We start from the raw sequence: 23,064 nt of genomic DNA, 5'->3' as shown, positions 1-23,064 counted from the left end.
TTTGTTGTTCGATTACATTTTTTTTAGAAAATAAGAACCGTTTGGAGCCTTACACGGTCTAATACTCAACATATCCATGAAAGGAGGAGCCATGTGACCCCTATTCAGCTCATCATCGCCGCACAAAAAGGGGATGCCGAGGCTTTTGCAGCCTTAATGGAATTACATCAGAGCCGAATGTACCGTATCGCCTATGCCTATTTGCATAACGAAGGTGATGCGCTCGAAGCGATTCAGGAATCAACGTTTAGGGCGTTCCATAAACTCAAAAAATTAAAACAGCCCTCCTACTTTGGCACTTGGCTCATCCGCATTCTGCTCAACTACTGTGCGGACGAACGCAAACGCAAAAGTCGGTTCAGTCCCGTCACCGAGATTCATGAATCCAGCAGCTGGGATCGTCCTGCGGACCCCGATCTTGCTGCGGCCGTATCCACCCTTGACCGGGATTGCAAACATATTATTATTCTGAGTTATTTCGAAGGGTTCTCCTTAACTGAAGTTGCCGATATTCTCGACATCCCGACCGGAACCGTAAAATCCCGATTACATCGGGCACTCGGACAGCTCCGTGATCAACTTGAAACGAAAGGAGATGCATCCTCATGACGGATGAACAAAGATCATTTGACGCATTGGAGGAACGGCTGAATGCTCGCAAAACAGAATACGAAACCATGCCTGTACCGGATACTGCCGCCTACCAAGCTGTGCAAGCGGGAATTCGCCAGGCGGCCCGCAAACGCAAGTCCAGGCTGCGCTGGTATATGAGCTCCATCTCGGCAGCGGCCCTCATCCTGCTGTTTACCGGATGTATCCGTGTCTCTCCCGCTTTTGCGTCCTTGGTGGAGCAATTGCCGGGAATGGAAGGCATTGTGAGTATGATTCGCCAGGACAAAGGATTAATGATGGCCATCGATAAGTCCCTCTTACAGCAGGTCGGTGTCACTGACGAGCATGATGGTACTTCCTTGACCGTTGAAGGCATTATTACAGACGAGTCACGTATGGTCATTTTTTACACAATGAAAGGCATGAAAGATCCGGAGAAGGGTGGATATGATATCGATTTGTTGGATGAGAACGGTAAAGATCTTCCGGTTGGATTTAGTTATTCCTCTCCTAAGCCGGCTTCAGAAAGTGGCGTTTACGAGGACAAAATCGATGTCTCATTCACAGAATCTTTACCGCCACAAGAGCTGACCGTTGTATTTAAGGAACGAGGTAAGGAACCGAATAATAAGTGGAAAGTCACCTTCCCTGTGGATCACAACTTAACAAAAGGCATGAAAAAAATCATTCCCGTAAACCAAACTATGAACGTGGACGGACAGCGTATCCATGTGAAACAGGCCGTTCTGTATCCCACTCGTCTTGTACTTGATATCGAATATGATCGGAACAACACCAAAAAAATCTTCGGCATTCGTGATCTGCACTTGGTAGATGAGCAAGGCCGAGCATGGAGAACCGATTCATCTTCCATCGGAGGCTCTGGAAGTTCCGTCTTTTTCGAAAGCATGTACTTCTCCACTCCGAAAAAATTGACTTTGCAAGGGTCTGGCCTTTCAGCAGTGGATCAGGATGAACTGGTTATCATCTTCGATCCCTCTTCAGGTGAAATACAAGGCGGTCCATCGAGTTTGAAATTGCTGCAAAGCACGGTCCAAGGCAAAAATCTGATCCTCGAGTTTTCAATTGCAGATGCTCAAAATGCTACTTCAGGGCTATCATTTACCAATATAGAGGACAGTAAAGGAAACCCTTTCGACATTAATGAAGTAAGCTGGAGCCCTTCCGTCTTTGAAGCAAGAGTTGTCATTAAAAATGGAGCCGCGGCCAAAGGAAATCTGACCATGGAAATATTCTCTTACCCTGATCAAATTCGTTCACCGTTCTCTATTGAAATTCCTGTGACTCCCTAAATATAATGTAACAGCCATAATCGTAGTCATGCACTATAATGATAATATTAAACATCTACATTAAATCGATATATTCACAAGAAAGGGTGTTTCCACAATGAATCAACGTTCGATCCGTTACCCGGAGCCACTCGCTCCGGGTAATACCATCGGTGTGGCAGCCCCCTCCAGCGGTGTAGGTGAATCCCTGCACCATTATCTTGAGGAGAGCAAACGCAATATGGAGCGCCTGGGTTTTGGCGTGATGGAAAGCCCCTCTCTACGTCATAACACCAAATGCGTGAGTGCCTCCAAAGAGGAACGCGCCGAAGAGATGAATGAATTTTTTCGCAATCCTAATATTCAGGCCATTATCCCTCCATGGGGTGGAGAGTTTCTTATGGATATCCTGCCCCTGCTGGATTGGGAAGCTTTGAAAACCTTGCCGCCCAAATGGGTCATGGGATACTCGGATATCAGTACCTTCCTGTTCGCATACACCCTGCTCACCGGCACAGCGACAGCGCACGGCACCAATTATGTTGATCTAAGATCAAGCTCTCTCGATCCGGTGACTGCGCGCTGGATTGATGTTTTACAGACCAAATACGGCGGACAGATCACTCAATCGTCTTCCACACACTATCAATCGGCATGGAAAATGGAACTGCCTGGATTTAATCTGGACACACCTTCGCAATGGAAACAGCTCGCCCACTCAGAAGATGCAGATACCGCTGTGTCGTTCTCTGGTCGGCTGATCGGTGGCTGTATGGATACGATCACTAGTCTGATTGGTACGCCATACGCACCCGTCCAATCGTATCTGGATCAGTACTGTGCAGACGAAGGAACGATCTGGTATCTGGAGAGCTGTGAGATGAATGCGGGGGATATCTACCGTCATCTGTGGCAGATGAGACAGGCCGGCTGGTTTGCAGGTGTGAAAGGCTTCATGTTCGGCCGACCTGCGGGTTATTCCGATACAGCCGATTTCAATTTTGCCGATGCCCTATCCTCTGCACTTGGGGATCTGGATGTCCCTGTACTGTACGATGTGGATCTCGGCCATGTTCCGCCCCAGCTCACCTTTGTGAATGGAGCATTAGGCAAAGTCGCTTATGAAAATGGACGCGGGAGCCTTGAGATGGCGTTTGTGTAATCACCTTTTATAGGCAGATGCATACCTTGAAGTAAGAACTTATTTTGAGGAAGGGTTGTGCATCATGTCTGAATCCACATCCACGCCATCCACGCGTGTCGTGTATCAAGCCAATCAACCGATGCTTCAATCCGTGCAAAGTGTGCGGAATATGCTTCATCATACAGCTCGGCAGCATATAGGCAAGAAGGTACAAGTCCAGAATATCGATGGGCAAGTGTGGGAAGGTGTCATCATCAGTGCAGACCGGGGGATTTTGTATCTCCAGGTCACCCCGATGCATGGATATCCTGAACCGCGTGCCTTGTTTGGACCAACGATTTTGCCGCTTGTGCTGTATGAATTGTTGGTTATCACACTGTTGATGTAGTGGCATTGTACTTCTATATCCGCACCTGTTCCAAGAAGCTTCGCTCCTGAGATCTTCAAGTCTTGGGAACGAAGCTTTTTTATGGTCTCGGCTATGGTGCGGCATGATTCCTTGCGAGCGTGTGAAATATGATACAATGGTGTCGCACCACCCCATATCTCATATGAAACGGAGCTTGATCCGGTTGGAATACATACGTCATGATTCATCACCCGTATCACAAGTCGAGACGGGTATGATTGGCAGCAACCCTACTGAACAATCCCGCGTGATTGCCATCTGTCTGCTCGCAGGCAAAATCATGCTGCAAAGCGGTGGTGAAACCTACCGTGTGGAAGATACGATGAAACGTATGGCGGCGGCGCTGGGTTTACCCCATTCGCACAGCTACGTTGTTCCGACAGGCATCTTCTTCTCTGTTGATGCAACCGAACCCGCCAAGCTGATTCGCATCTCTGAGCGTACAACGGATCTGGACAAGGTGTCCGAGGTGAATGCGGTCTCCCGCCGCATTGGACAAGGTGAGCTATCCGCTCAGGAAGCCCATGATCTGTTGGTACAGATCGAAGGTAAGCCCTCCTCCTATTCAACGGCTGTGCAGCTTACGGCCGCGGCGTTATCCAGTGGTTGTTTTACCATTATGTTTGGCGGAGGTTGGAGCGACTTTCTTCCGGCGCTGATCTGTGGGGGCATAGGTTATGCAGCCGTTATTGCCTTTCACCGGTTGGTACGGGTCAAATTTTTTGCCGAGCTTACGGCATCCTTTGTTATTGGCATACTCGCTTTTCTCCTGATCTATATGGGAGTGGGTCATGAACGGGACAAAATCATTATTGGTTCGGTGATGCCGCTGGTTCCGGGGCTGCTGATTACCAATGCTGTACGCGACCTGATGGCCGGACATCTCGTATCCGGATTATCCAAGGGAGCCGAGGCATTTCTGACTGCCTTTGCCATAGGTACCGGTATTGCAGTTGTATTTTCACTTTTTATGTAAGACGGAGGAATGCAGGATATGCTCCATTTTATTGAACAAGCCTTAACCAGTTTTGTCGCCTCAGCCGCGTTTGGGATCATCTTCAACGCACCCCGGCGCATGCTGCTACACGGTGGATTTGTCGGCATGATCGGCTGGATTATCTATATCGTACTTGAATATGCAGCGGATGCGGTGCCTGCTACACTTGCAGCGACCATAGCCGTAGGTGTCATCAGCCAGATATTCTCTCGCATGTTTCGCGCACCCGTCATCATCTTTAGCGTTGCAGGCATCATTCCTCTGGTTCCTGGTGGACTGGCGTATAATGCGATGCGAAGTTTTGTGCAAAATGACTACAGTGCCGCTATGGAGATGGCCGCCAAAGCACTCATGTTATCCGGCGCTATTGCCGTAGGCCTTGTGCTCTCCGAGGTATTAAACCAGATGATACGCCGAATTCCCGCCTCACTGCGGGCAAAATCATCATCGAAATGATTATTCTTTTCACATATCAGCACACTTATGGCCCGTTAGCATACAGGATAAAATCTTGTATATCTACGGGCCTTACGTATCACTATCCTATAGAGCACTATAGTGCAGTGAGACAATCAAAGAAGTCTATTTACTTCACAAACGTATTCTTCACACGTACCGACCTCAGGAAATATGGAATGAAGATACAGCACGTCAGAATGGATCGTATCGTCAAATTAAATGCTGATGTTGGATCGAGCACATGCTGTTCTCTCGGAATCTCAATTCGTGCGATCATAATCCATGTCATGATTCCAATGAATACATTCACAATGCACAGCACAATCATCATGCGTGGAAACTGTTTCTTTTTCTTATACAACAATACGAGATTCACGATAACAATCATTAGTAAAATGACGCTGCTTATGACCCCGAACCAAAGGAGCGGGCGTATTCCCTCAGTATAAAGTTCCGAGTCGACACCGCGGACACCCTCCCATCTTACCGGATCCAAAATGACATTTACCTGCGACATATCCGCGATCAGAAGCGCCAGTGAGACCCACAGGCCAATCTGAATTAAAATTAGCCATCCGCCTAATCCGGAGATGCCAGGCCGTTCCGGTCTGATACCACTTTTAGGCTGCAGCGAGCTTGTATCTGTATCCGAGTTCCTATATTTATAGTTCATTTCAGCCTCCGTTTACGATAGATTAGACACATATTATACATTAGAGGCTACATACTGTGTTATCCAAGAGAAGGAAAGAACCGACTGGACTATAGTCTCTCTCTCTTGCATTCTATTGGGTAGCACGTCTCATTACCGTTGCAAACAACTCCGCTGCAACACCACTTCCTGACCTCATATAATGTTTTGCATCCGTATGATCAAATCCCATCCAAACCGCCGCAGTCCAGTTACTCGTATAGCCCACAAACCACAGATCCCGATTGGCCTCTCTTCCCACACCAGGTAATGCAGCCTGTGTTGTTCCCGTTTTACCTGCTACCTTGTGTTGACCTAACTGTGCACGACTTCCTGTCCCCTGACTGACTACATTTTGCAGCATTCTGGTCATGGCATTCGCCGTGCTCGAGGAGATTACCTGCTTATTTTCCGACTTATGAGCATATATTGTTCGTCCACGGGAATCTGTAATCTTGCGTATCAGATGGGCTGTATTCAACTTACCATTATTCGCAAACACGGTATAGGCCTGAGCCATCTTCATTGGTGACACCCCCTGATGCACACCTCCCAAAGCAATCGAGAGGTTTAGATCTTCTTTCCCCAGTTCAATACCGAGTCGTGCCGCAAATTGATGTGCATCGTTTAGCCCTGTCTCATGAAGCAGCCATACGGCTGGGGCATTGATGGACTTTTGCAGGGCTTGGGACATGGATATTGAACCACTGTAACGCCCACCCAGATTGCTGGGGTGATAGTTGCCATAACTCATGCGTTTATCCGGTAGTATGCTCTCTGGCTTGAACTTCCCCGACTCCAAAGCAGGGCCATATGCAATAATTGGTTTAAAAGAAGAGCCTGGCTGCCGTGCATCCATAATCGCTCGGTTGATACCACCTTTTAAGGGATTACGCCCACCCATCATCGCTTTTACTTCACCGTTATGCTGGTCGATAATAACCATACTTGCCTGGACCTGCTCGTCTTGGCGATCATCGTGGAATCGGGTATTGTCTGCAAATGTTTCTTCCATCGCCAGTTGTGCCTGCTGGTCTAGCCCGGTTTGAATAACCCAACCTGCCGATTGAATCTCCGCTTCACTTTTACCTGTGAGCCGAGAAGCCTCCTGAATCACAGCATCCACGGCAGACACATATGCGGGCTTGCTCAAGCCCGGTGAAGTTGTTGCATTCAATACGGTTTCAGGCGGCGTGAAATCGACGTCACGGGCTTTGAGCATCTGCTTTCGTGTAATTAGTCCCTGTTCATGCATTAGTCCAAGGATAACGGCACGTCTTTGTTTGGAAAGTTCAGGATGATCTACTGGATTGTATATGGATGGACCTTTTGGCATTCCGGCCAATGTAGCAATCTGCCATAGTTCCAACTGGTGCATATCCTTAATTCCGAAATACCGCCAGGCTGCCGCCTTTACACCATACTGCTGGCGTCCCATGTAGATCTGATTCAGATACATTTCCAGAATTTCATCCTTGCTGTATTTCTTCTCAAGAGCCATTGCAATGGACATCTCATTCACCTTTCGACTCAACGTTTTATCCCCATTCAAGTACAGATTTCTTGCCAGTTGCTGCGTGATGGAGCTTCCTCCCTGACTCAGATTCATATGTATAATATCTTGCACTATGGCCCTGCCGAGACCGATGAAATCCAGTCCATCATGGTTGTAGAAACGTCGATCTTCTGTAGCCAAAAAAGCCATCTTTAATAAATCTGGCATGGCGCTCAGGTCAGCATATTCGGAAACCCCTTTGGTCTGCGTATGCAACCTCGAAATTTCGGTCCCCTCTGCATTCGTAATAAAGGTTGAAGAGGCCACCTGCATGGCCTCTGGATGATTTCGAATCATTCCTTCGCCATAAGTAATCAGATAGAGATAGAAAAAGGCCAACATCAAAACGACAACCACTGCTGTATCAAATACGGTATAAATCCATCGCTTGCTCCCGCGCTTCAACATTCAGGCTCCTTGTGTACCCGTTCCATTGAAACTTCGTGTTACTGTCTATCTCGTTGTGTAATCTCCAGAGCATGTTGAAGCAGCAATGTCTGTTCATACGCGAACTTGACCCAATGCTGAACTTCCACCTCGTCCTGGCACCGCCCTTGGATGATCTCATCCAGAGAAGATTGAATACCGTAGAGAGTAAGTTTTATCGGTAAGTCCACCTGTGTAGAACTAGTTTCAGCATTCTCCTTGTCTTCTGCAATATGTTGCTGAAGTCCGGGTTGCTCATGCTTAATAGACGCTCCCTCTATCTCTCTTCTCTCCTGTTTCGGTTCTGATATGCTCAGCCCATCCTCATGAAGGAGAATAGCAATCGTATTCAGATTGGCAGCAATTTGTCGTAGTTCACCACCACTGAGAACATCAATTCTTCCAGGATGGTGGCCCAATGCAAGTTCGGCTGTTCCGCGCGCAAGTTGACTGAGATCTTCCGCAATCTTCTGGGATCGAATCCAGAAAAAGATCGCAAATACGGCTCCACCAATGAAGATGAAAAACGGCTTTGTTCCGATATGGTTGATTCCCCAGTTCATCATACGCGTTATCCATGCTGTATCAGGAAGGACATGGTTATGCGCAAATCGCAGCACATGATAAACGACAAAAAGGAGCGCTGCGCTCAGTAACGCGCTTGCTCCTCCAATGTATATGTATCTTAATCTTACAGTACTGAATCGGGTCTTCATATTCGGTATCCTCCTCTATACAACAATAAGTAATAGAGGTAGCATACCGAATATTTCTTAATAAGGAAGTAGTTAACTTCTTACCAAATTCTTAATTATTACTGCTCTTCGTAATTACTTGGCGGAGCAGCAGTTACAGGGAATCGGGTAACAAAATCCGTTCTGCCATTTTCACTGTAGGCAACGATACTTCCTCGATGTAATTCAATCATCGATTTGGCAATCGCCAGGCCGAGACCCGTACCTCCCGTTTCACGGGAACGCGATTTATCCACACGATAGAATCGATCAAACAGATGTGGCAGATCTTGTGCCGGAATCGGTTCACCATAATTACTGATGCGGACTACAGCCTCTTCACCTTCAAGGGCCAGCCCAATCTCCATTAGTTTACCTTGCGAACCATACCGAATGGCATTGCTGAACAGATTCTCATATGCTCGTACAAGCTCCCCAGGAGCAGCTTGTATCCATAGTGGCTCTTGCCCGCCAATGATCTTGTAGGTCATGCCAGCATCCTCCAGCATGGGAGCAAACTCTTCAGCCAGCTGCATTAGAAACGAATTCAGGTTCAACGCTTGCAAAGATAACGGAAGACTCCCGCCACTCACACGCGTATATTCGAATAAGTCATCAATCAGCTTGCGAAGAGTCAGGGATTTCTCATAGGCGATGCTAACGTAATAGCGCATCTCAATCTCATCCTGGTAGCGATCCTTCTCAATGTACTCCAGAAATCCCAGAATAGAAGTGAGTGGTGTTCTCAGATCATGTGATATCCCCGTAATCAGGTCGTTTTTGGCAGCAACTGCATTACGCTCTTCCTGAAGTGATAACTGCAATTGTTCAGCCATCTGATTAATGCTTGCAGCAACCACTCCGAATTCATCCGAGGTCTTCACTTCGATGCGATGGGACAGCTCTCCTTTGGCAACTTCCTGAATTCCTGCCGTAATTTCATCCAGAACTCGCATCACCTTGCGAGAGAACAGGAAAAAAAACAGCACAAAACTGAGCACGCCTACCACAATCATCAAAGGCACTGAACCAATATTATTCACCAACCACCTGATCCCTTGGGCCGGAATGGAATAATCCGGATACGTCTGAGCTTCCAGGATGGTCTGCCCCACCTGACTACCTCCGTACAAAATAACTGCAGTTAATATGCCACTCAGCAAAAATGCATAGATAAATTTCCATCGGACTGTATTAATCAACTTTGAATTCATAATAGGAACTCCCTGAATGTGTTCATGTCACATGACATCCTGTGGATGTACATGTTTATTGCGGTTTGATCATCTTGTAACCCACACCCCATACGGTCTGAATGAACTTGGGATGTTTGCTGTCGAGTTCAATCTTCTCACGAATCTTGCGAATATGTACCATGACAGTATTATTCGACTCCATGAATTCTTCCTTCCAGACCTGACGATAGATCTGTTCCATACTGAGTACTGAACCTTGGTGGCGAGCCAGTAATTCAAGAACAGCAAATTCACGCGGAGTCAGACGAACCGGCTGCTCATCCACCCAAACTTCATGTGTATCGGTATTAATGACCAGATCATCAATAACCCACTCGTGCTCTTTGTTCTCCCGACCTTCATTGAAGGTATGATACCTGCGCAGCTGAGATTTGGCCCGTGCCACAAGTTCAAGCGGGTTAAATGGCTTGGTCACATAATCATCAGCACCGATGCTTAGCCCTGTAATTTTATCCATATCCATACTTTTGGCGGACAGCATAATAATCGGCATTTTCTGCTCTTCCCTAATTTTCATACAAGCTTCGATTCCGTCCATATTTGGCATCATAACATCCAGAATAATAAGATCAATCGACTCTTTTTTCAATTGTTCCAGTGCTTCAAGCCCATCATTCGCAGTGAGAATCCGATAACCCTCGTTGCCAAAATAAATTTCCATCAGTTTAATAATCTCCTGCTCATCATCCACAAGCAGAATGGTTGCTGGCTGTGCCACGGCATTATTCCTTTCCCTTCCATAATTCATGATCTGTTCAAAGTATACCACCGAGGGATGAAACTGCGAAAATCATCGTGATCTTCACGGACACGCTCGATCTTGGTCATCATCTCATGTGTCTCTTCCGGCTTCACCTGCTGAATCCACACCACAGAAGACACCAGCGCCATAGCCGTATACAGTGAATACAATCTCCAGAATAACTCATCCGGTTCATTGCCATCGAAATAGCCCTGAATCTGACCTATGGAATATGGAATACTGATCTCCGAAGCAAACAAACCCAGCTTCAAAAATTCATGAATGGGATCCCCTTGATCATAACGATTAAAATCAATCACTCCTGCGAGCTTATCCTGCTTAACGACAAGATTGCTCGGGTGGAAGTCATCATGTTGAAATCCATCTGGACGATTTTTCATCCAACCGAGATGGTCTGCAATAAACGTTAGAATGGCCTGATCCTCTTTCATCACGATCGGGCACTGTTTATAACGCTCTACGTAACGTTGATGCTTCGTGCTCTTGCGTATGTACCATGATTCGGTCTGTTCCTCCATCGGCAACTTGTGAATCAGTTGTAGCTGCGCTCCTGCTTCAAAGCCAACCGCCCACTGTTGCTGTTCATTCAGTTGAGGCAGTCTCTCGGAAGCATCTTCGCCTTCAATGTAGCTAAGAATCATATATCCGTTCTTCTCATCCAATCTACCTGTGCCCAACGTTGCTGGACACAGTACACCTAATTGTTGCATGCTCTTCAAACATTGATATTCCCTTTGCTTCATCCATTCCTCAGCAACATCATATATCCTCACCAACACATGGCCTTGGCCAGGGACAAACATTTTGAATTTAGCATCCGCTGAATACCCCTTCATAACGGGTTCAATCCGTGTAGCCTGATCAAGTTCAGGAATCTGTTTTAACCTGTCAATCAACGTATTGTCCATCGATGCATTCCATGTATTATGTCTTTCCATACCAGAATCCTCCGTTATTTCACGTATAACGTGTAGTATCGTCGGTCTATTCCCACTTTAACCCATGATGCTTCCTATAACATGCTTATATGTATTCGATCTGTTTCTATTTAAAAAGTACTGGGGTTCTTTGCCCGTCAGGGTCAGCATCGTATACAATTGTCCCCTGTGATGATATACATGCCCCATTATCTCAAGCAACCACTCCAGCCGACTATAGGAAGCTCCCCAGTACGAATCCGTCACATGTAGTAACTCTTCCGTGTTAAACTGCCTGTAACGTTGGTATAGATACATCTGGTTATCAATCAGTGCCTGCTTGATCTCAGGGAGCGAATGCACCTGGTTCTCTGCATAGAATTGAGCCATCTCTTCCTCCGATGCACCTTCGGAAATATAAACATCCGCTCGGCAGATCACAGACAGATGGGCTAGTAACTCTCCAACAGGCCGTTTACCTTCAATTGGAGTCAAAGCCAAGTCTTCTTCCGACAACTGATCACATATATCAATCAACGATGTTACGGCCACGTCAATATGTTTGAACGCAGATTGAATCAACAGATACACTTCCTTTTTATCCCATTATACAGAACATATGATCGGTTATCAACCAAGATATCCCTCCCTAATATATACCCCAAATCTATATAAATTGAACAAAACATTTATACATAACGTAGAAGACAGAAAGGACCTGAAGAAGCAACGCGTTCGCCTACAAGCTTTCTGCAAGAAAGCTACATCGGAAGCATACGCTATCCCCGGATTTCCCCTTTATAAAAGGAATCAAAAAAATCTGGGGATAACAGCGATCGGAAGGTTGTTCTGTCATCGGAGTGTGCAGTGTAAATATTCTTTAGTTCAATTTATATAAACATCTACGAACAAAAAAGTCCTTCCTCCTTCTTATAGACGGGATTCAGGACATTTTGTTGCCTATATGAGTTCAAATCTTTGCTCAACTTGAGTATAACGAACAATACGTTTGCTCGAATCGTCCAGCCTCCAAGTCAGACTTGCGAATGAAAAATTGCAGCTCCCCGCAATCCCACCATTGGAAACCAATAGCATCATGTGTATCTATCTTCAACAGCAGCAGCGTATCGGATAGTTCCTGCCATGTCCGATCCTCATCACCGCCGTAATGCTTGGTCAGCTTCTTCTCACACTCCTGCTCATTATAATCGTACTCTTCTCCCAATGCGATCTGTAACAAGGCCCGATACTCGGCATCCGGATGCTGCCCGTCAGGATATCCAAACATTCCACCCCAATTCAGCGTACTCGGATGATTCCAGCTCGACTCGAACTCAAGGTATCGGTCATACAGACTCACTTCCGCTTCGGCCTCATCGGTCTCAAGCTGAGGCGGCGAGAGCTCATTCAGCGCGTTGGCGTCTATATATGCATATGTAGGAAACTCCAGATTAGGCAGTACAGTCACCGAATGTGCAACAAACGGGGCTCCATCCAGCGCGGTATCACCTTCAGGCTCTCGCCTTATTAGGTTATGAGAACTCGGTTCAAAAATCACACGATGTTCAATGGGACAAGCAGATTCATCCGTGCCAATGAAAAAGTATAACATTCCACGTTCAGGCAAAGTCCCGCGCCCATCATTCGGCGTATACGGCGACAAATCCACCAGGTTCAGTTGGGCCAGGAAAGTCATTGGAACCCCTTCTTGTGTTACGGGCCATTCCATGCGACTCGGCAAATCCGGATGCCCACCCACACGTGAGTTTCCTGTCCTGCGATATTCGTCCAGTGTGGATACATCGAGGCGAATTCCCCAGCGGCTTGAGGACAACAGCAGATCGGCAGCAACTCCCAAACCATATTCCTCAAGTGTTTTACGGGCTTTTCTGGTCAGACGTTCACATTGTTCTGGCTTAATCATATAGATCCTCTCCTTTTGACAATACACCTATGCTGAGACATATTCAGGTTCACACCTGTATATTCTTCCGCCCAGACGTCTTTCCCTGCTTCTATATAAATTGAACTTAAGAATATTTTACACTTACAACTCCGATGACAGAACAACCTTCCGATCGCTGTTATCCCCAGAATTTTTTTGATTCACCTTTGCAAAGGTAAAAATCCGGGGATAAAGGCGAACTCTTTGTTTCTTCAGGTTCTTTCTGTCCTCTACGTTCTCGTGTAAATGTGTATTTCAATTTATATAGAAAAAAGAGACTGACATTCCTTGTCAGTCTACTTCTTTATCCTATATTGCATTTAACGATTCGGATCAGAGGACTTTTCCTGGTAAGCACGCATATGCTCCTCACCATCCAGGAATTCATGGGCCTGATGGGCTGCCATCACACCATGATAGCTGATATCCAGACCCAGATCTTCCTCTTCTTCTGTCGAACGTACAGGCACAATTTTGCCAATCAACTTTAACCCGATCCAGGTCATGGCGAATCCCCAGATGACCAAGGCTGTAAGGCCAAGTGCCTGAACACCCAGCAACCTCCAGCCGCCGCCCATGAATAATCCACCATCCGTGGCAAACAGACCTACGGCAATCGTGCCCCACATCCCTGATGCGGCATGCACCGGGAAAGCACCAACTGGATCATCAATCTGCCGACGGTCCAGCCAGTTGGTGGCAGCCATCATCAATAAGCCGGATACGGCCCCAATGAATATCGCTGCTACATCGCCAACAAAAGCACAGCCTGCCGTAATGCCGACCAGTCCCGCAAGCGAACCGTTAATGACCGATGGTGCATCTGAACGATTGAAGCGGAATAACGTATACAGTAACGTAACCGCACCACCCGAAGCCGCAGATAACATCGTGACAATCGCAATGTGACCAATTCTTACATCCGTCGCGCTGAGTGTACTCCCAGCATTGAAGCCAAACCAGCCGAACCATAACAGAAATGCACCTACAGAGGCCAGTGGCAGATTGCTCGGAAGTGCGATGGCACTTACGCCAAGCGGCGTGTATTTTCCTTTACGCGGACCAATGATAATCGCAGCAGCGAGTGCAGAGAATCCGCCGAGTGCATGGATGACAGCCGAACCGGCAAAGTCCTGCATCCCCAGCTGACTAAGCCAGCCGCCGCCCCATGCCCAGTGTCCACCAATTGGATAGATGATCGCCGTCATCAATATGATATATAACAGGTAGGCACGGAAGTTGATGCGCTCGGCTACCGCTCCTGAAACGATGGAAATAACGGCAATGGTAAAGGCAGCCTGGAACAACCAGAATGTCTCCAGAGATACCGGTACGTCCAGATGAGACAAATCCCCATTCAGGAAAAATCCCGTTACTCCCGCAAAACCGCCAACGTCCGAACCATACATCAGTCCAAAACCGATGGCATAGAACAGTAACGTTCCAATCGTAATGTCAGCAAATACCTTCATAATAATGTTCACACTATTTTTATAACGCACAAAGCCAGCCTCGAGCAGGGCGAATCCACCCTCCATCAATAAAATCATCGCTGCACTCAGTACGACCCAGACCGTATCAATCCCGGTGCTTAACGTCTCCAAAGTCATGCTTGTACATCCTCCGTTTCACTAAGCTGTCTGAGCTCACGGATTGTTTCGGGCGCAAGCTCAATCTTGTCCCGCTCAATGCTGTCCGGATGCTTAATTCGCTCTGCGATCTGATCCAATTCACGTATGCGTCTGCGAATCTGTTCCATCTTGCGAAAACGTTCCTTCACCTGCACCATATACTCCACCGCCTGATGATGGGATGCGGGGCGTCCCGCAAACCATTTGCGTACGGGCGACAACGATTGATAAGCGATCTCTTCCGCTCGACGCTTTTGTTCGAACTGTTCGATCTTCTGTTTGAGCGTTTCGATCTCATTTTCTTTTTTGACCTTCAGCCGTTCGATAAGGTACAATAAATCGGACGATGATATTTGCAATGCTGTATGGTGATACACCTCGTCGATTACTAACATATCATGTCAGGACTCCTTACATATCAAGTTACTTGTACCGATTATAGTTTGCCGGGGTCTACCCGTCAATCTTTTTTTGGACTTGTGATGGATTTAAATGAACCGTTCATGGAGAACGGCTTTTTTTATTTGGCACAGATTACATCTAACAAGGCTAATCTTGCCCAGGTTCGCATTCACTCTTTCCATTCTCAATGCTTATAGAATAAGCATCCACTTTTGGGGTAATGAACATACACAGACTACCCGCATCATAGAACCTATATATAAGGAGAGGATTGCACAATGTTTACTCGTAATGACAATATACGCAACCAAATCTGGGAAGCAGTCTCGGGACTCGAAGAAGAACAATTGAACCAAAAACCTTCACCCCAACAATGGAGTATTATGCAAGTACTACGACATCTGAATTTGATGGAAAATGTAATTGGAAAACAAGCCCGCCTTGCCCTAGAGAAGGAACAGACGGTGTCTGTGGACAAAAAACCATATGAATTATCGTTGGACCGCAGCCGCTCCGTCGAGGCACCACCCCATCTTCAGCCTCCAGCAGCGCCTGAAGCACTTGCAGACGTACGCAGTGATCTGGACGAATCTCACCAAGCGTTAAACAACTTTGCATTGGATCATGATCCTGACCTGCTGCGCAGCAAGTCCTTTCCTCATCCCGTATTTGGTGAGATGGATCTTACCCAATGGATTGACTTTACAAGTTATCATGAGGAACGTCATCTGGGACAGATCCAAGAGATTAAACAGCAGCTTGGCGTATAAACACAACCTCCTTTTCACATAGCGAAGAATATAGTCTAACGACAAAAAAACCTCCAATCCTATTAATTTAGGTTGGAGGTTTTCAGTGTTCTTATGTTACGAATAAGAACGACACTTATATTTTTTTGCCCAAAATCGCCAGATCTCTATTCACACCATCCAACACGGCCACTTCGGGATAATATCCCCACTGTTCAAAACCATGCTTGCGCAATAACCCCAGACTCGGTTCGTTATGCCCGAAGACAAATCCGAGAATGGTTGTAATTCCAAGTGCAGGACATGCTGAAAATACCGTTTCGAGCAAACGTCCGCCAGCCCCAATTCCGCGGCATTGCTGATCCACGTATACACTGACTTCCACCGTTCCATTATACGCAGGGCGTCCATAGAACGAGCTGAGACTTGCCCAAGCTACCACATGCCCTGCCTGCTTCATCACCCAAAGCGGACGATGATCCGGTGAATGGTCCTCAAACCACGGAATACGCTGCTCCACCGTCACCGGCTCCAAATCCGCTGTTGCCATACGGCCCTCAATAGTGGAATTATATATTTCCACAATCCTCGGCAAGTCCTCCAGGCGCGCATATTCAATCTGCACATCTTCCAGTTTCATCGCTATTCCTCCATCATCTCAGATCGTTCTATTATCATAGAGGATATTATAACGGAGAAGAGAAGTTTTCGTCACCTCTAACATTCTGACAGAGAATTACTCTGGAAGTCCCTGTATTGTGTTCCCACGAGTGAACTGCTGACTCTGGTCTGCCCAACGAATGTTAATTGAGCGAGATGTGAACAGATCCGGACCGTCCGATACCTGGAAATGCAGATGAGCTTCACTGGAGTTACCCGAATTACCGAGCTCACCGATAGGGTCTCCTTGCTTGAGCTTATCTCCTTTTTTGACCGAAACACTGCCTTCCTTGATATGTCCTGTGATGCTGTATTCACCATTTCCATGATCGATCACCACATAGTTACCCGCCGGCTCTTCCGGATTCATGACACCTGGTACATTGTCCGGAATATCGTTTTTGATTTCGACGACTGTTCCGTCCGCAGCTGCATAGAGTGGTTCACCAAAAGCATAGTAGTTTTCGTTTGCCGTTGCCTCACCTTGATAACTTGAATTATTCTGTGTACGAACAATATCCAGGGCGTAGCGCTGGGTTTCATGCGCATAATGATAGTTGGACAACACATCATTGCCTCCCCAGAATACAAACCATTCCCCCTTCATGGGGAATTGGAACTCTGTTTTTGTGAATTTGCTGTCCGTATCCTCATAAGTTTCTAACGGCTGAATTAAGAGACCCTCTATCTGATTTTCTTCAGAAAAATAAACTTGAACACCTTTCGTTCCGGTTTGATCCTTCCAGCTATGCTCGGTTATTTGATTCATTTGGGCATCTACCACTAGCTCCCAAGATTCCACACCCTCCAGAAACTGGTTAGCAGCTTCCTTGAACTGCTCAAGCGTTAACGTTCCCTTCAATTCCGGAGAGAACTGATTATAGATTGCATCCTTTGAACCGTTCATCAAGGTATCTATGAAATTGTCTGGTGTAACCATCGTGCTCACCTCTGAACTTGAGTTCTGCTCCTGATTCGAGTTCTCGCTCGCTTCATTATTGGACGCCTCTTCGGCTGACTGCTGCTCCGCCTGGTCGGAAGTAATGGAGTTGCTGTTGCCGCAAGCAGACAGTATCACGCAAGCTCCAAGGGTAATCGCAAGCACCTTCCAACCCCTTTTATTCTGTAATTTCGAATGTGTATTTTGCTCTGATTTCAGATGACCTTCTCTGTTCATTCTCAACATCCCTTCTACTAATCGTTATACTTTCCAGTTAAGTGTACAGAATGAGTCTTATCCTTCGTCTAACCCCAACTTACCAGTAGCTAAACTCGTCTTGCCCTCTAACGCTGTATAATTAAGATTCCGTTAAGATAGCTCATATGCTATACAGCCTTCTTGGATGGTATGATTAGCAATACACACAACGGAAGGATCAGGAGGTCATTTTTAAACTATGGATAACGTCTCATTACTGCTTGTGGATGATGAACAGGCCATTCTGCATATGCTCAAAACCGTTCTGCTCAAAGAGCAGTTTCTCGATATTGATACCGTTACAACAGGCGAAGCTGCCATTGAGGCATGCAACAACAAGACCTATCATTGCATCGTGCTCGACATCATGCTTCCTGGCAAAAGCGGACTGGAAATCTGTCCTTTTCTAAGGCAGGTCACCGATGCGCCCATCCTGTTTCTGACGGCCAAAACAACCGATTATGACAAATTAACCGGATTCGCTGTTGGTGGCGACGATTATGTCGCCAAACCCTTTAATCCGCTGGAAGTCGTTGCTCGGATTAAATCATTACTGAAGCGTTATTTACCTTCCAAAACCGCAGCGATCTCGGATCACATCCCATCTAACGTAAATACGTCATCTCCCAGCACATCGGAAGGCGTGTACGACTTTGGACGGTTTCAAGTGCTGGAATGGGCTGGTGAGCTTCGTGTTGAAGGTGAGTCCGTATCCTGTCCGGCACTTGTGTTTCAACTACTACTCTTTTTCTGCAAACATCCCAATCGCATCTTCACCAAGTCAGATCTATATGAACGGGTCTGGGGCTCTGAAGCCATTAGTGATGACAATACCGTGATGGTTCATATTCACCGCATTCGGGAGCGCATTGAAGCCGATCCTTCCAATCCAGTGTTTCTCATTAACGTCCGAGGTTTGGGATACAAACTGATTCAGCCGGAACATGTGTCACGCCCATGAGTATTCGTCGCAGGTTAATGACCCGGTTTATCGGGATGCTTGCCGGTGCAGTCGTTCTTATCATCCTGCTTGGGTCTGTAGCCACCTACTGGGTCGTGCAAAAGGTAAATGAAGTGAATCTGGTGGATGATTTTGCTGTTAATGGTCTGGACCAATTGATTAATACAGCAGAGATTCTGCCAGATAATACGATCCGATATGACCCCGAATTGCTGAAACAAGTGGATAAAAATCAAGGCTGGCTCCAGGTTCTGGATGAACAAGGTTACGCTATTGATGAATATCACACACCTGCCGATGTTCCTACTCACTATAAACCGGGGGAATTGATTGCATACTGGGAAATCCAGAAGCCGTTCCCTTATCAGATTGTCATGCTGATTCGGGAGAAAAACGGGAAGGAATTCACTTTGTTATATGGCGAGAGTAACCCGGCCAAGTCCTTAATGAATAACATTCGTTCAGACCTTGCTTTCACCAACGGGAAGCTTGATCTTCAGCCCGACCAACAGGAGGCCCTCCGTGCCGCCAATGCTTATCTTCAAGTATTGGACGCGTCAGGAAGCGAACTCTCCTCCTATAACAAACCGGCCATGGGCGTACCAAGCGAATACACCATTCAGGAACTGGTTCTGCAAATTCGCTATCCGAGTCGATCAGGCATGTCTGTTGCCACGTGGTACGATGAGAAGAATGAAACCACCTGGCTGATTAGCATCCCTGGCGATCCATTGGCGACCGGAAATCAAAACCCCTACAATTTTATTCTGGAACCGGCATTGGTTGTATTGATCGTGTCCATCATCATTCTGCTCATTTTGCTTGCCTTCTGGTATGCCAACCGCTTCGGCTCACCTATGCTGCATATGCTCCAATGGTTACAGCGTCTGGAACGAGGACATTACGAGGAACCTACCGGAGCCTTTGGAGTGCCTCGCAGTCAGCGTCGTAACGGAAAGTGGAAGCGAAAATACAACGTGTATGCTGAAGTGCTTCGCTCCATGCAGGCCCTGTCTCACACTTTGAAGCAAGATGAAGAACTTCGGAAACAGACCGATTCTCTGCGGGAGGAGTGGATTGCTGGCATAACACATGACCTGAAGACACCCCTCTCCTCCATTCAGGGATATGCTCATATGCTTGAGGCGGATAAGTATAGCTGGACCGCGGAGGAAGTCAGAGAATTCGCAGGCATAATGCTCGATAAGTCCATGTATATGGACAGGCTTGTCAACGACCTTGCCATGACCTATCGATTACGCAGTGGAGGATATCAACCTGTGGTGGAAAAGACTGACGTAAATACGTTACTCCGTGATCTGATCCAGCGCGCTGAACGGAATCCGGCATATGGAGAAGGTCGCATCATATTCCAACCGTCCGAAGTGCCTGTGTATGGACTTGTCCATATTCCGTCGTTTGAACGAATTGTGGATAATCTGACCGCCAATGCCCTTCTTCATAATCCGCCCGAATCCATCCTGGTTGTCAGTGTGCATTCTGGTACGCAGGCAGATGAATTCAGCATTCAGTTTGCCGATAATGGAAAAGGCATGGACTCCGAAACGGTATGGAAGTTATTTGAACGATACTATCGCGGCACAGATACAGGTACATCGGACGTTGGATCAGGGCTGGGCATGGCGGTAACCAAAGGGTTGATCGAAGCCATGAATGGTCGTATTGAGGTACAGTCCACCCCTGGTGAAGGAACGATCATTCGCTTAATATGGGATGAGCCGTCCGAAACCAAATAAAATGTTCCGCTTGACCTTTCCATTTTCAGTCTATATAATCGACACTCAATAACACCTGTTCCAATATATTGATATTGAATGCAACACATTTCAGAATAATTCAAATGAGTTTGATCTAACATATTTGGCGATGACCAGAGACAAGATTTCGTTTGCGTGCTGCCCAGAGAGAGAGGGGATTGGTGAAACCTTCTTCAGCGAACGGACCGGAATTACCCCTCTGCAGCCGTGACCTCGAACCTCAGCATTTTGGACCCCTTTGGATGTTCGACATGCTGTCAGTAGAGTTCACCGCCTGATCCCCGATAACGGATTCCAATGAGGGTTATGATGTTTTCTGTTCCGGCGGCTGGCCGAGATCAGGGTGCACCATAACCAAAATTAGGGTGGAACCACGAGCCAAGCGCACTCGTCCCTTTTCCGGGACGGGTGTTTTTTGCGCTTTCATTTCAAGAAATGGAGAGTGGTTCACATGAGCAAACAAGAAAACAGTAACTCAGCAAGCAACAAATCAGGTAACGAAATAAACAACCAAGCAAATGATCTTCAACCATCCGGTCATTCCATTGAGGTCCGTCTGCAAGGTGGCGCGATACGTTCTTACGAAGCAGGCATCACTGTAGGGGCGGTCGCCTCATCCATCAGCACAAGTCTTGGGAAACAGGCTATCGGCGGTATTGTAGATGGTCAAAATGTCGATCTCGATTGGGTGCTCAAGCAAGATTGCGAACTCGTTATTGTTACTTTGGACAGCGCGGAAGGTCTGTATCGTTATCGTCACAGCGCAGCACATGTGCTCGCACAGGCACTCAAACGCATCTACGGTGCAGAACAAGTGAAACTGGGTATCGGCCCGGTCATTGAAGATGGCTTTTATTATGATGTTGATCTGGAGCATGCCTTGTCCATCAGTGATCTGGCTGCCATCGAGCGGGAAATGAACAAAATCATTCAGGAGAATCATAAGATCAGTCGCCGGGTCGTTAACCGGGAGGAAGCCCTCTGTATCTTCGGAGAAATCCAGGACCCTTACAAGCTTGAACTCATTCAGGATTTACCAGAGGACGCCGAGCTTTCTATCTATGATCAAGGAGAGTTCTTCGATCTGTGTCGCGGTCCCCATCTTCCATCCACTGGTCGGATCAAAGCGTTCAAGCTGTTGAATGTAGCTGGCGCGTACTGGCGGGGGAACTCGGATAATAAGATGCTGCAACGCATCTACGGCACTGCTTTCCCGAACAAAGCACAGCTGGATGAACACCTGCACATGCTCGAAGAAGCGAAAAAACGGGATCACCGTAAACTTGGCAAAGAGCTTGAACTGTTCATGTTCTCCGAAGAAGCGCCCGGCATGCCCTTCTATCTGCCTAAAGGCATGACTGTTCGCACTGAACTAGAGCAATTCTCGCGTGAACTGCAATTACAGGAAGGTTATCAGGAAGTTCGGACTCCTCTGATGATGAACAACAGGCTGTGGGAGCAATCCGGCCATTGGGAGCATTACAAGGACAACATGTATTTCTCCGAAGTGGACGATGCCACTTTTGCACTGAAACCGATGAACTGTCCTGGGCACATGCTGATCTTCAAAAACACACTCCATTCCTATCGCGAATTACCGATTCGCATGATGGAATTTGGTCAGGTTCACCGTCATGAATTCTCAGGTGCCCTGAACGGCATGATGCGTGTGCGGACATTCTGCCAGGATGATGCTCATCTCTACGTCATGCCAGAGCAGATCGAGGACGAGATTAATCAGGCGATCTCACTGATCGGACGTATGTACGATATCTTTGGATTCGAATATAAGATTGAATTGTCCACTCGCCCGGAAGATTCCATGGGATCGGAAGAGCTGTGGGATCAAGCGGAACGTGCATTGCAAAATGTACTGGATCGCCGCGGCGTGGAGTATCGCGTTAACGAAGGAGACGGTGCCTTTTATGGACCAAAAATTGACTTTCATATCCTCGATGCGCTGAAGCGTAGCTGGCAGTGCGGAACAATCCAGCTTGATTTTCAAATGCCGGAGAAGTTCGACCTCACTTACATTGGCGAGGATAGCCTGAAACACCGTCCTGTCGTGATCCATCGTGCCATCTACGGTTCCATTGATCGTTTCATCGGCATTCTGACTGAACACTATGCAGGAGCATTTCCACTCTGGCTCGCACCTGTGCAAGTGAAGCTCCTACCTGTGTCAGATCATTACGCAGACTATGCGCTCCAAGTACAGAGCCAACTCCGGGCTGCGGGCATTCGGGTAGAAACAGATCTGCGCAGCGAGAAGCTCGGGTACAAAATCCGTGAAGCCCAGATGGAAAAAGTGCCTTATTCGCTCGTACTTGGTGAGAATGAGAAAAATGCCTCATCTGCCTCTGTCCGTGCATACGGTCAGGGAGATCAAGGCATCCAACGTATTGAAGCTGTTATTGAAATGATCCAACAAGCTGTGAAGGCAAAAATATAAAAGAAGTAACGACTCTATCTATTGGTCACTTAT

22 protein-coding genes are annotated in these 23,064 nt (G+C 47.0%); 10 read left to right on the top strand and 12 right to left on the bottom strand.

Annotated features, from left to right (window positions below; all coding sequences use genetic code 11):
- The first annotated feature begins 93 nt into the window (after positions 1-93).
- The 6 genes from MKY87_RS23360 to MKY87_RS23335 all read left to right on the top strand — a co-directional run bounded on the left by MKY87_RS23360 (position 94) and on the right by MKY87_RS23335 (position 4,910).
- Positions 94-609 carry a sigma-70 family RNA polymerase sigma factor gene (locus MKY87_RS23360; protein ID WP_339785398.1) on the top strand — a complete coding sequence of 172 codons (516 nt, stop codon included), beginning with the start codon at positions 94-96 and terminating at the stop codon, positions 607-609.
- Entirely contained in the window at positions 606-1,925 is a 1,320-nt protein-coding gene (locus MKY87_RS23355; protein WP_339785400.1) for a DUF4179 domain-containing protein, read from the top strand. The genes MKY87_RS23360 and MKY87_RS23355 overlap by 4 nt, the downstream gene beginning before the upstream one ends.
- A gap of 97 nt (positions 1,926-2,022) precedes the next feature.
- A complete protein-coding gene (locus MKY87_RS23350; RefSeq protein ID WP_339785402.1) occupies positions 2,023-3,066 on the top strand; it encodes a S66 family peptidase in 1,044 nt (347 codons plus the stop codon).
- Positions 3,067-3,130: 64 nt separating this feature from the next.
- Positions 3,131-3,436 (top strand): hypothetical protein, encoded by a 306-nt coding sequence (locus MKY87_RS23345; protein ID WP_036610673.1) that lies wholly within the window; start codon positions 3,131-3,133, stop codon positions 3,434-3,436.
- Positions 3,437-3,671: 235 nt separating this feature from the next.
- Positions 3,672-4,433 carry a threonine/serine exporter family protein gene (locus MKY87_RS23340; protein WP_339790746.1) on the top strand — a complete coding sequence of 254 codons (762 nt, stop codon included), beginning with the start codon at positions 3,672-3,674 and terminating at the stop codon, positions 4,431-4,433.
- A gap of 18 nt (positions 4,434-4,451) precedes the next feature.
- Complete coding sequence (locus MKY87_RS23335) at positions 4,452-4,910, top strand: threonine/serine exporter family protein (protein ID WP_339785405.1); 459 nt, start codon at positions 4,452-4,454, stop codon at positions 4,908-4,910.
- 130 nt (positions 4,911-5,040) lie between these two features.
- On the opposite strand, the gene MKY87_RS23330 is transcribed toward MKY87_RS23335, so the two are convergent.
- From MKY87_RS23330 to MKY87_RS23285, 10 genes are all read right to left on the bottom strand, one after another.
- A complete protein-coding gene (locus MKY87_RS23330; RefSeq protein WP_339785407.1) occupies positions 5,041-5,586 on the bottom strand; it encodes a DUF2569 domain-containing protein in 546 nt (181 codons plus the stop codon).
- Positions 5,587-5,698: 112 nt separating this feature from the next.
- Complete coding sequence (locus MKY87_RS23325) at positions 5,699-7,567, bottom strand: transglycosylase domain-containing protein (RefSeq protein WP_339785409.1); 1,869 nt, start codon at positions 7,565-7,567, stop codon at positions 5,699-5,701.
- Positions 7,568-7,605: 38 nt separating this feature from the next.
- Positions 7,606-8,301 (bottom strand): hypothetical protein, encoded by a 696-nt coding sequence (locus MKY87_RS23320; RefSeq protein ID WP_340966384.1) that lies wholly within the window; start codon positions 8,299-8,301, stop codon positions 7,606-7,608.
- Positions 8,302-8,399: 98 nt separating this feature from the next.
- A complete protein-coding gene (locus MKY87_RS23315) occupies positions 8,400-9,533 on the bottom strand; it encodes a sensor histidine kinase (protein ID WP_338592375.1) in 1,134 nt (377 codons plus the stop codon).
- A 55-nt stretch (positions 9,534-9,588) separates the two neighbouring features.
- Complete coding sequence (locus MKY87_RS23310; protein WP_017689932.1) at positions 9,589-10,323, bottom strand: response regulator transcription factor; 735 nt, start codon at positions 10,321-10,323, stop codon at positions 9,589-9,591.
- Positions 10,320-11,276, bottom strand: a complete 957-nt coding sequence (locus MKY87_RS23305) for an aminoglycoside phosphotransferase family protein (protein WP_339785411.1) — start codon at positions 11,274-11,276, stop codon at positions 10,320-10,322. The genes MKY87_RS23310 and MKY87_RS23305 overlap by 4 nt, the downstream gene beginning before the upstream one ends.
- 57 nt (positions 11,277-11,333) lie before the next feature.
- A complete protein-coding gene (locus tag MKY87_RS23300; protein WP_339785413.1) occupies positions 11,334-11,837 on the bottom strand; it encodes a DinB family protein in 504 nt (167 codons plus the stop codon).
- A gap of 400 nt (positions 11,838-12,237) precedes the next feature.
- Positions 12,238-13,179 (bottom strand): YwqG family protein, encoded by a 942-nt coding sequence (locus MKY87_RS23295; RefSeq protein WP_339785414.1) that lies wholly within the window; start codon positions 13,177-13,179, stop codon positions 12,238-12,240.
- A 341-nt stretch (positions 13,180-13,520) separates the two neighbouring features.
- Complete coding sequence (locus MKY87_RS23290; protein ID WP_036610695.1) at positions 13,521-14,810, bottom strand: ammonium transporter; 1,290 nt, start codon at positions 14,808-14,810, stop codon at positions 13,521-13,523.
- Positions 14,807-15,226, bottom strand: coding sequence for a hypothetical protein (locus MKY87_RS23285; RefSeq protein ID WP_338592364.1), 420 nt, complete (start codon positions 15,224-15,226; stop codon positions 14,807-14,809). Before MKY87_RS23285 ends, MKY87_RS23290 begins: the two co-directional genes overlap by 4 nt.
- 285 nt (positions 15,227-15,511) lie before the next feature.
- On the opposite strand from MKY87_RS23285, the gene MKY87_RS23280 reads away from it, so the two are divergent.
- Positions 15,512-16,003, top strand: a complete 492-nt coding sequence (locus tag MKY87_RS23280) for a DinB family protein (RefSeq protein WP_339785416.1) — start codon at positions 15,512-15,514, stop codon at positions 16,001-16,003.
- A gap of 115 nt (positions 16,004-16,118) precedes the next feature.
- On the opposite strand, the gene MKY87_RS23275 is transcribed toward MKY87_RS23280, so the two are convergent.
- Positions 16,119-16,622 (bottom strand): GNAT family N-acetyltransferase, encoded by a 504-nt coding sequence (locus MKY87_RS23275; protein WP_339785418.1) that lies wholly within the window; start codon positions 16,620-16,622, stop codon positions 16,119-16,121.
- Between the two features lie 96 nt (positions 16,623-16,718).
- The gene (locus MKY87_RS23270) at positions 16,719-17,819 is read right to left on the bottom strand and encodes a peptidoglycan DD-metalloendopeptidase family protein (protein ID WP_340966380.1); all 1,101 of its coding nucleotides are present in this window, start codon (positions 17,817-17,819) and stop codon (positions 16,719-16,721) included.
- A gap of 220 nt (positions 17,820-18,039) precedes the next feature.
- Between MKY87_RS23270 and MKY87_RS23265 the strand changes: the two genes are divergently transcribed.
- The 3 genes from MKY87_RS23265 to thrS all read left to right on the top strand — a co-directional run bounded on the left by MKY87_RS23265 (position 18,040) and on the right by thrS (position 23,031).
- Positions 18,040-18,801, top strand: coding sequence for a response regulator transcription factor (locus MKY87_RS23265; RefSeq protein ID WP_289391571.1), 762 nt, complete (start codon positions 18,040-18,042; stop codon positions 18,799-18,801).
- On the top strand, positions 18,798-20,558 hold the full coding sequence (locus tag MKY87_RS23260; protein ID WP_289391570.1) for a sensor histidine kinase: 1,761 nt from the start codon (positions 18,798-18,800) through the stop codon (positions 20,556-20,558). The genes MKY87_RS23265 and MKY87_RS23260 overlap by 4 nt, the downstream gene beginning before the upstream one ends.
- A gap of 472 nt (positions 20,559-21,030) precedes the next feature.
- A complete protein-coding gene (gene thrS / locus MKY87_RS23255) occupies positions 21,031-23,031 on the top strand; it encodes a threonine--tRNA ligase (RefSeq protein ID WP_340966379.1) in 2,001 nt (666 codons plus the stop codon).
- Positions 23,032-23,064 lie beyond the last annotated feature (33 nt).

Origin of the sequence: Paenibacillus sp. FSL R7-0198, assembly GCF_038000415.1 — a bacterium.
In the GTDB taxonomy this organism is placed as follows: Bacteria; Bacillota; Bacilli; order Paenibacillales; family Paenibacillaceae; genus Paenibacillus.
The sequence above is the reverse complement of the archived record's forward strand: the minus strand, read 5'-3'. Positions and strand labels throughout refer to the sequence as shown.

Excerpts from the sequence above, each read along its gene's own strand:
- MKY87_RS23355 (WP_339785400.1), top strand. The coding sequence starts at position 606 with ATGACGGATGAACAAAGATCATTTGACGCATTGGAGGAACGGCTGAAT.
- MKY87_RS23350 (WP_339785402.1), top strand. The coding sequence starts at position 2,023 with ATGAATCAACGTTCGATCCGTTACCCGGAGCCACTCGCTCCGGGTAAT.
- MKY87_RS23345 (WP_036610673.1), top strand. The coding sequence starts at position 3,131 with ATGTCTGAATCCACATCCACGCCATCCACGCGTGTCGTGTATCAAGCC.
- MKY87_RS23340 (WP_339790746.1), top strand. The coding sequence starts at position 3,672 with ATGATTGGCAGCAACCCTACTGAACAATCCCGCGTGATTGCCATCTGT.
- MKY87_RS23335 (WP_339785405.1), top strand. The coding sequence starts at position 4,452 with ATGCTCCATTTTATTGAACAAGCCTTAACCAGTTTTGTCGCCTCAGCC.
- MKY87_RS23330 (WP_339785407.1), bottom strand. The coding sequence starts at position 5,586 with ATGAACTATAAATATAGGAACTCGGATACAGATACAAGCTCGCTGCAG.
- MKY87_RS23325 (WP_339785409.1), bottom strand. The coding sequence starts at position 7,567 with ATGTTGAAGCGCGGGAGCAAGCGATGGATTTATACCGTATTTGATACA.
- MKY87_RS23320 (WP_340966384.1), bottom strand. The coding sequence starts at position 8,301 with ATGAAGACCCGATTCAGTACTGTAAGATTAAGATACATATACATTGGA.
- MKY87_RS23315 (WP_338592375.1), bottom strand. The coding sequence starts at position 9,533 with ATGAATTCAAAGTTGATTAATACAGTCCGATGGAAATTTATCTATGCA.
- MKY87_RS23310 (WP_017689932.1), bottom strand. The coding sequence starts at position 10,323 with ATGAATTATGGAAGGGAAAGGAATAATGCCGTGGCACAGCCAGCAACC.
- MKY87_RS23305 (WP_339785411.1), bottom strand. The coding sequence starts at position 11,276 with ATGGAAAGACATAATACATGGAATGCATCGATGGACAATACGTTGATT.
- MKY87_RS23295 (WP_339785414.1), bottom strand. The coding sequence starts at position 13,179 with ATGATTAAGCCAGAACAATGTGAACGTCTGACCAGAAAAGCCCGTAAA.
- MKY87_RS23290 (WP_036610695.1), bottom strand. The coding sequence starts at position 14,810 with ATGACTTTGGAGACGTTAAGCACCGGGATTGATACGGTCTGGGTCGTA.
- MKY87_RS23285 (WP_338592364.1), bottom strand. The coding sequence starts at position 15,226 with ATGTTAGTAATCGACGAGGTGTATCACCATACAGCATTGCAAATATCA.
- MKY87_RS23280 (WP_339785416.1), top strand. The coding sequence starts at position 15,512 with ATGTTTACTCGTAATGACAATATACGCAACCAAATCTGGGAAGCAGTC.
- MKY87_RS23275 (WP_339785418.1), bottom strand. The coding sequence starts at position 16,622 with ATGAAACTGGAAGATGTGCAGATTGAATATGCGCGCCTGGAGGACTTG.
- MKY87_RS23270 (WP_340966380.1), bottom strand. The coding sequence starts at position 17,819 with ATGAACAGAGAAGGTCATCTGAAATCAGAGCAAAATACACATTCGAAA.
- MKY87_RS23265 (WP_289391571.1), top strand. The coding sequence starts at position 18,040 with ATGGATAACGTCTCATTACTGCTTGTGGATGATGAACAGGCCATTCTG.
- MKY87_RS23260 (WP_289391570.1), top strand. The coding sequence starts at position 18,798 with ATGAGTATTCGTCGCAGGTTAATGACCCGGTTTATCGGGATGCTTGCC.
- thrS (WP_340966379.1), top strand. The coding sequence starts at position 21,031 with ATGAGCAAACAAGAAAACAGTAACTCAGCAAGCAACAAATCAGGTAAC.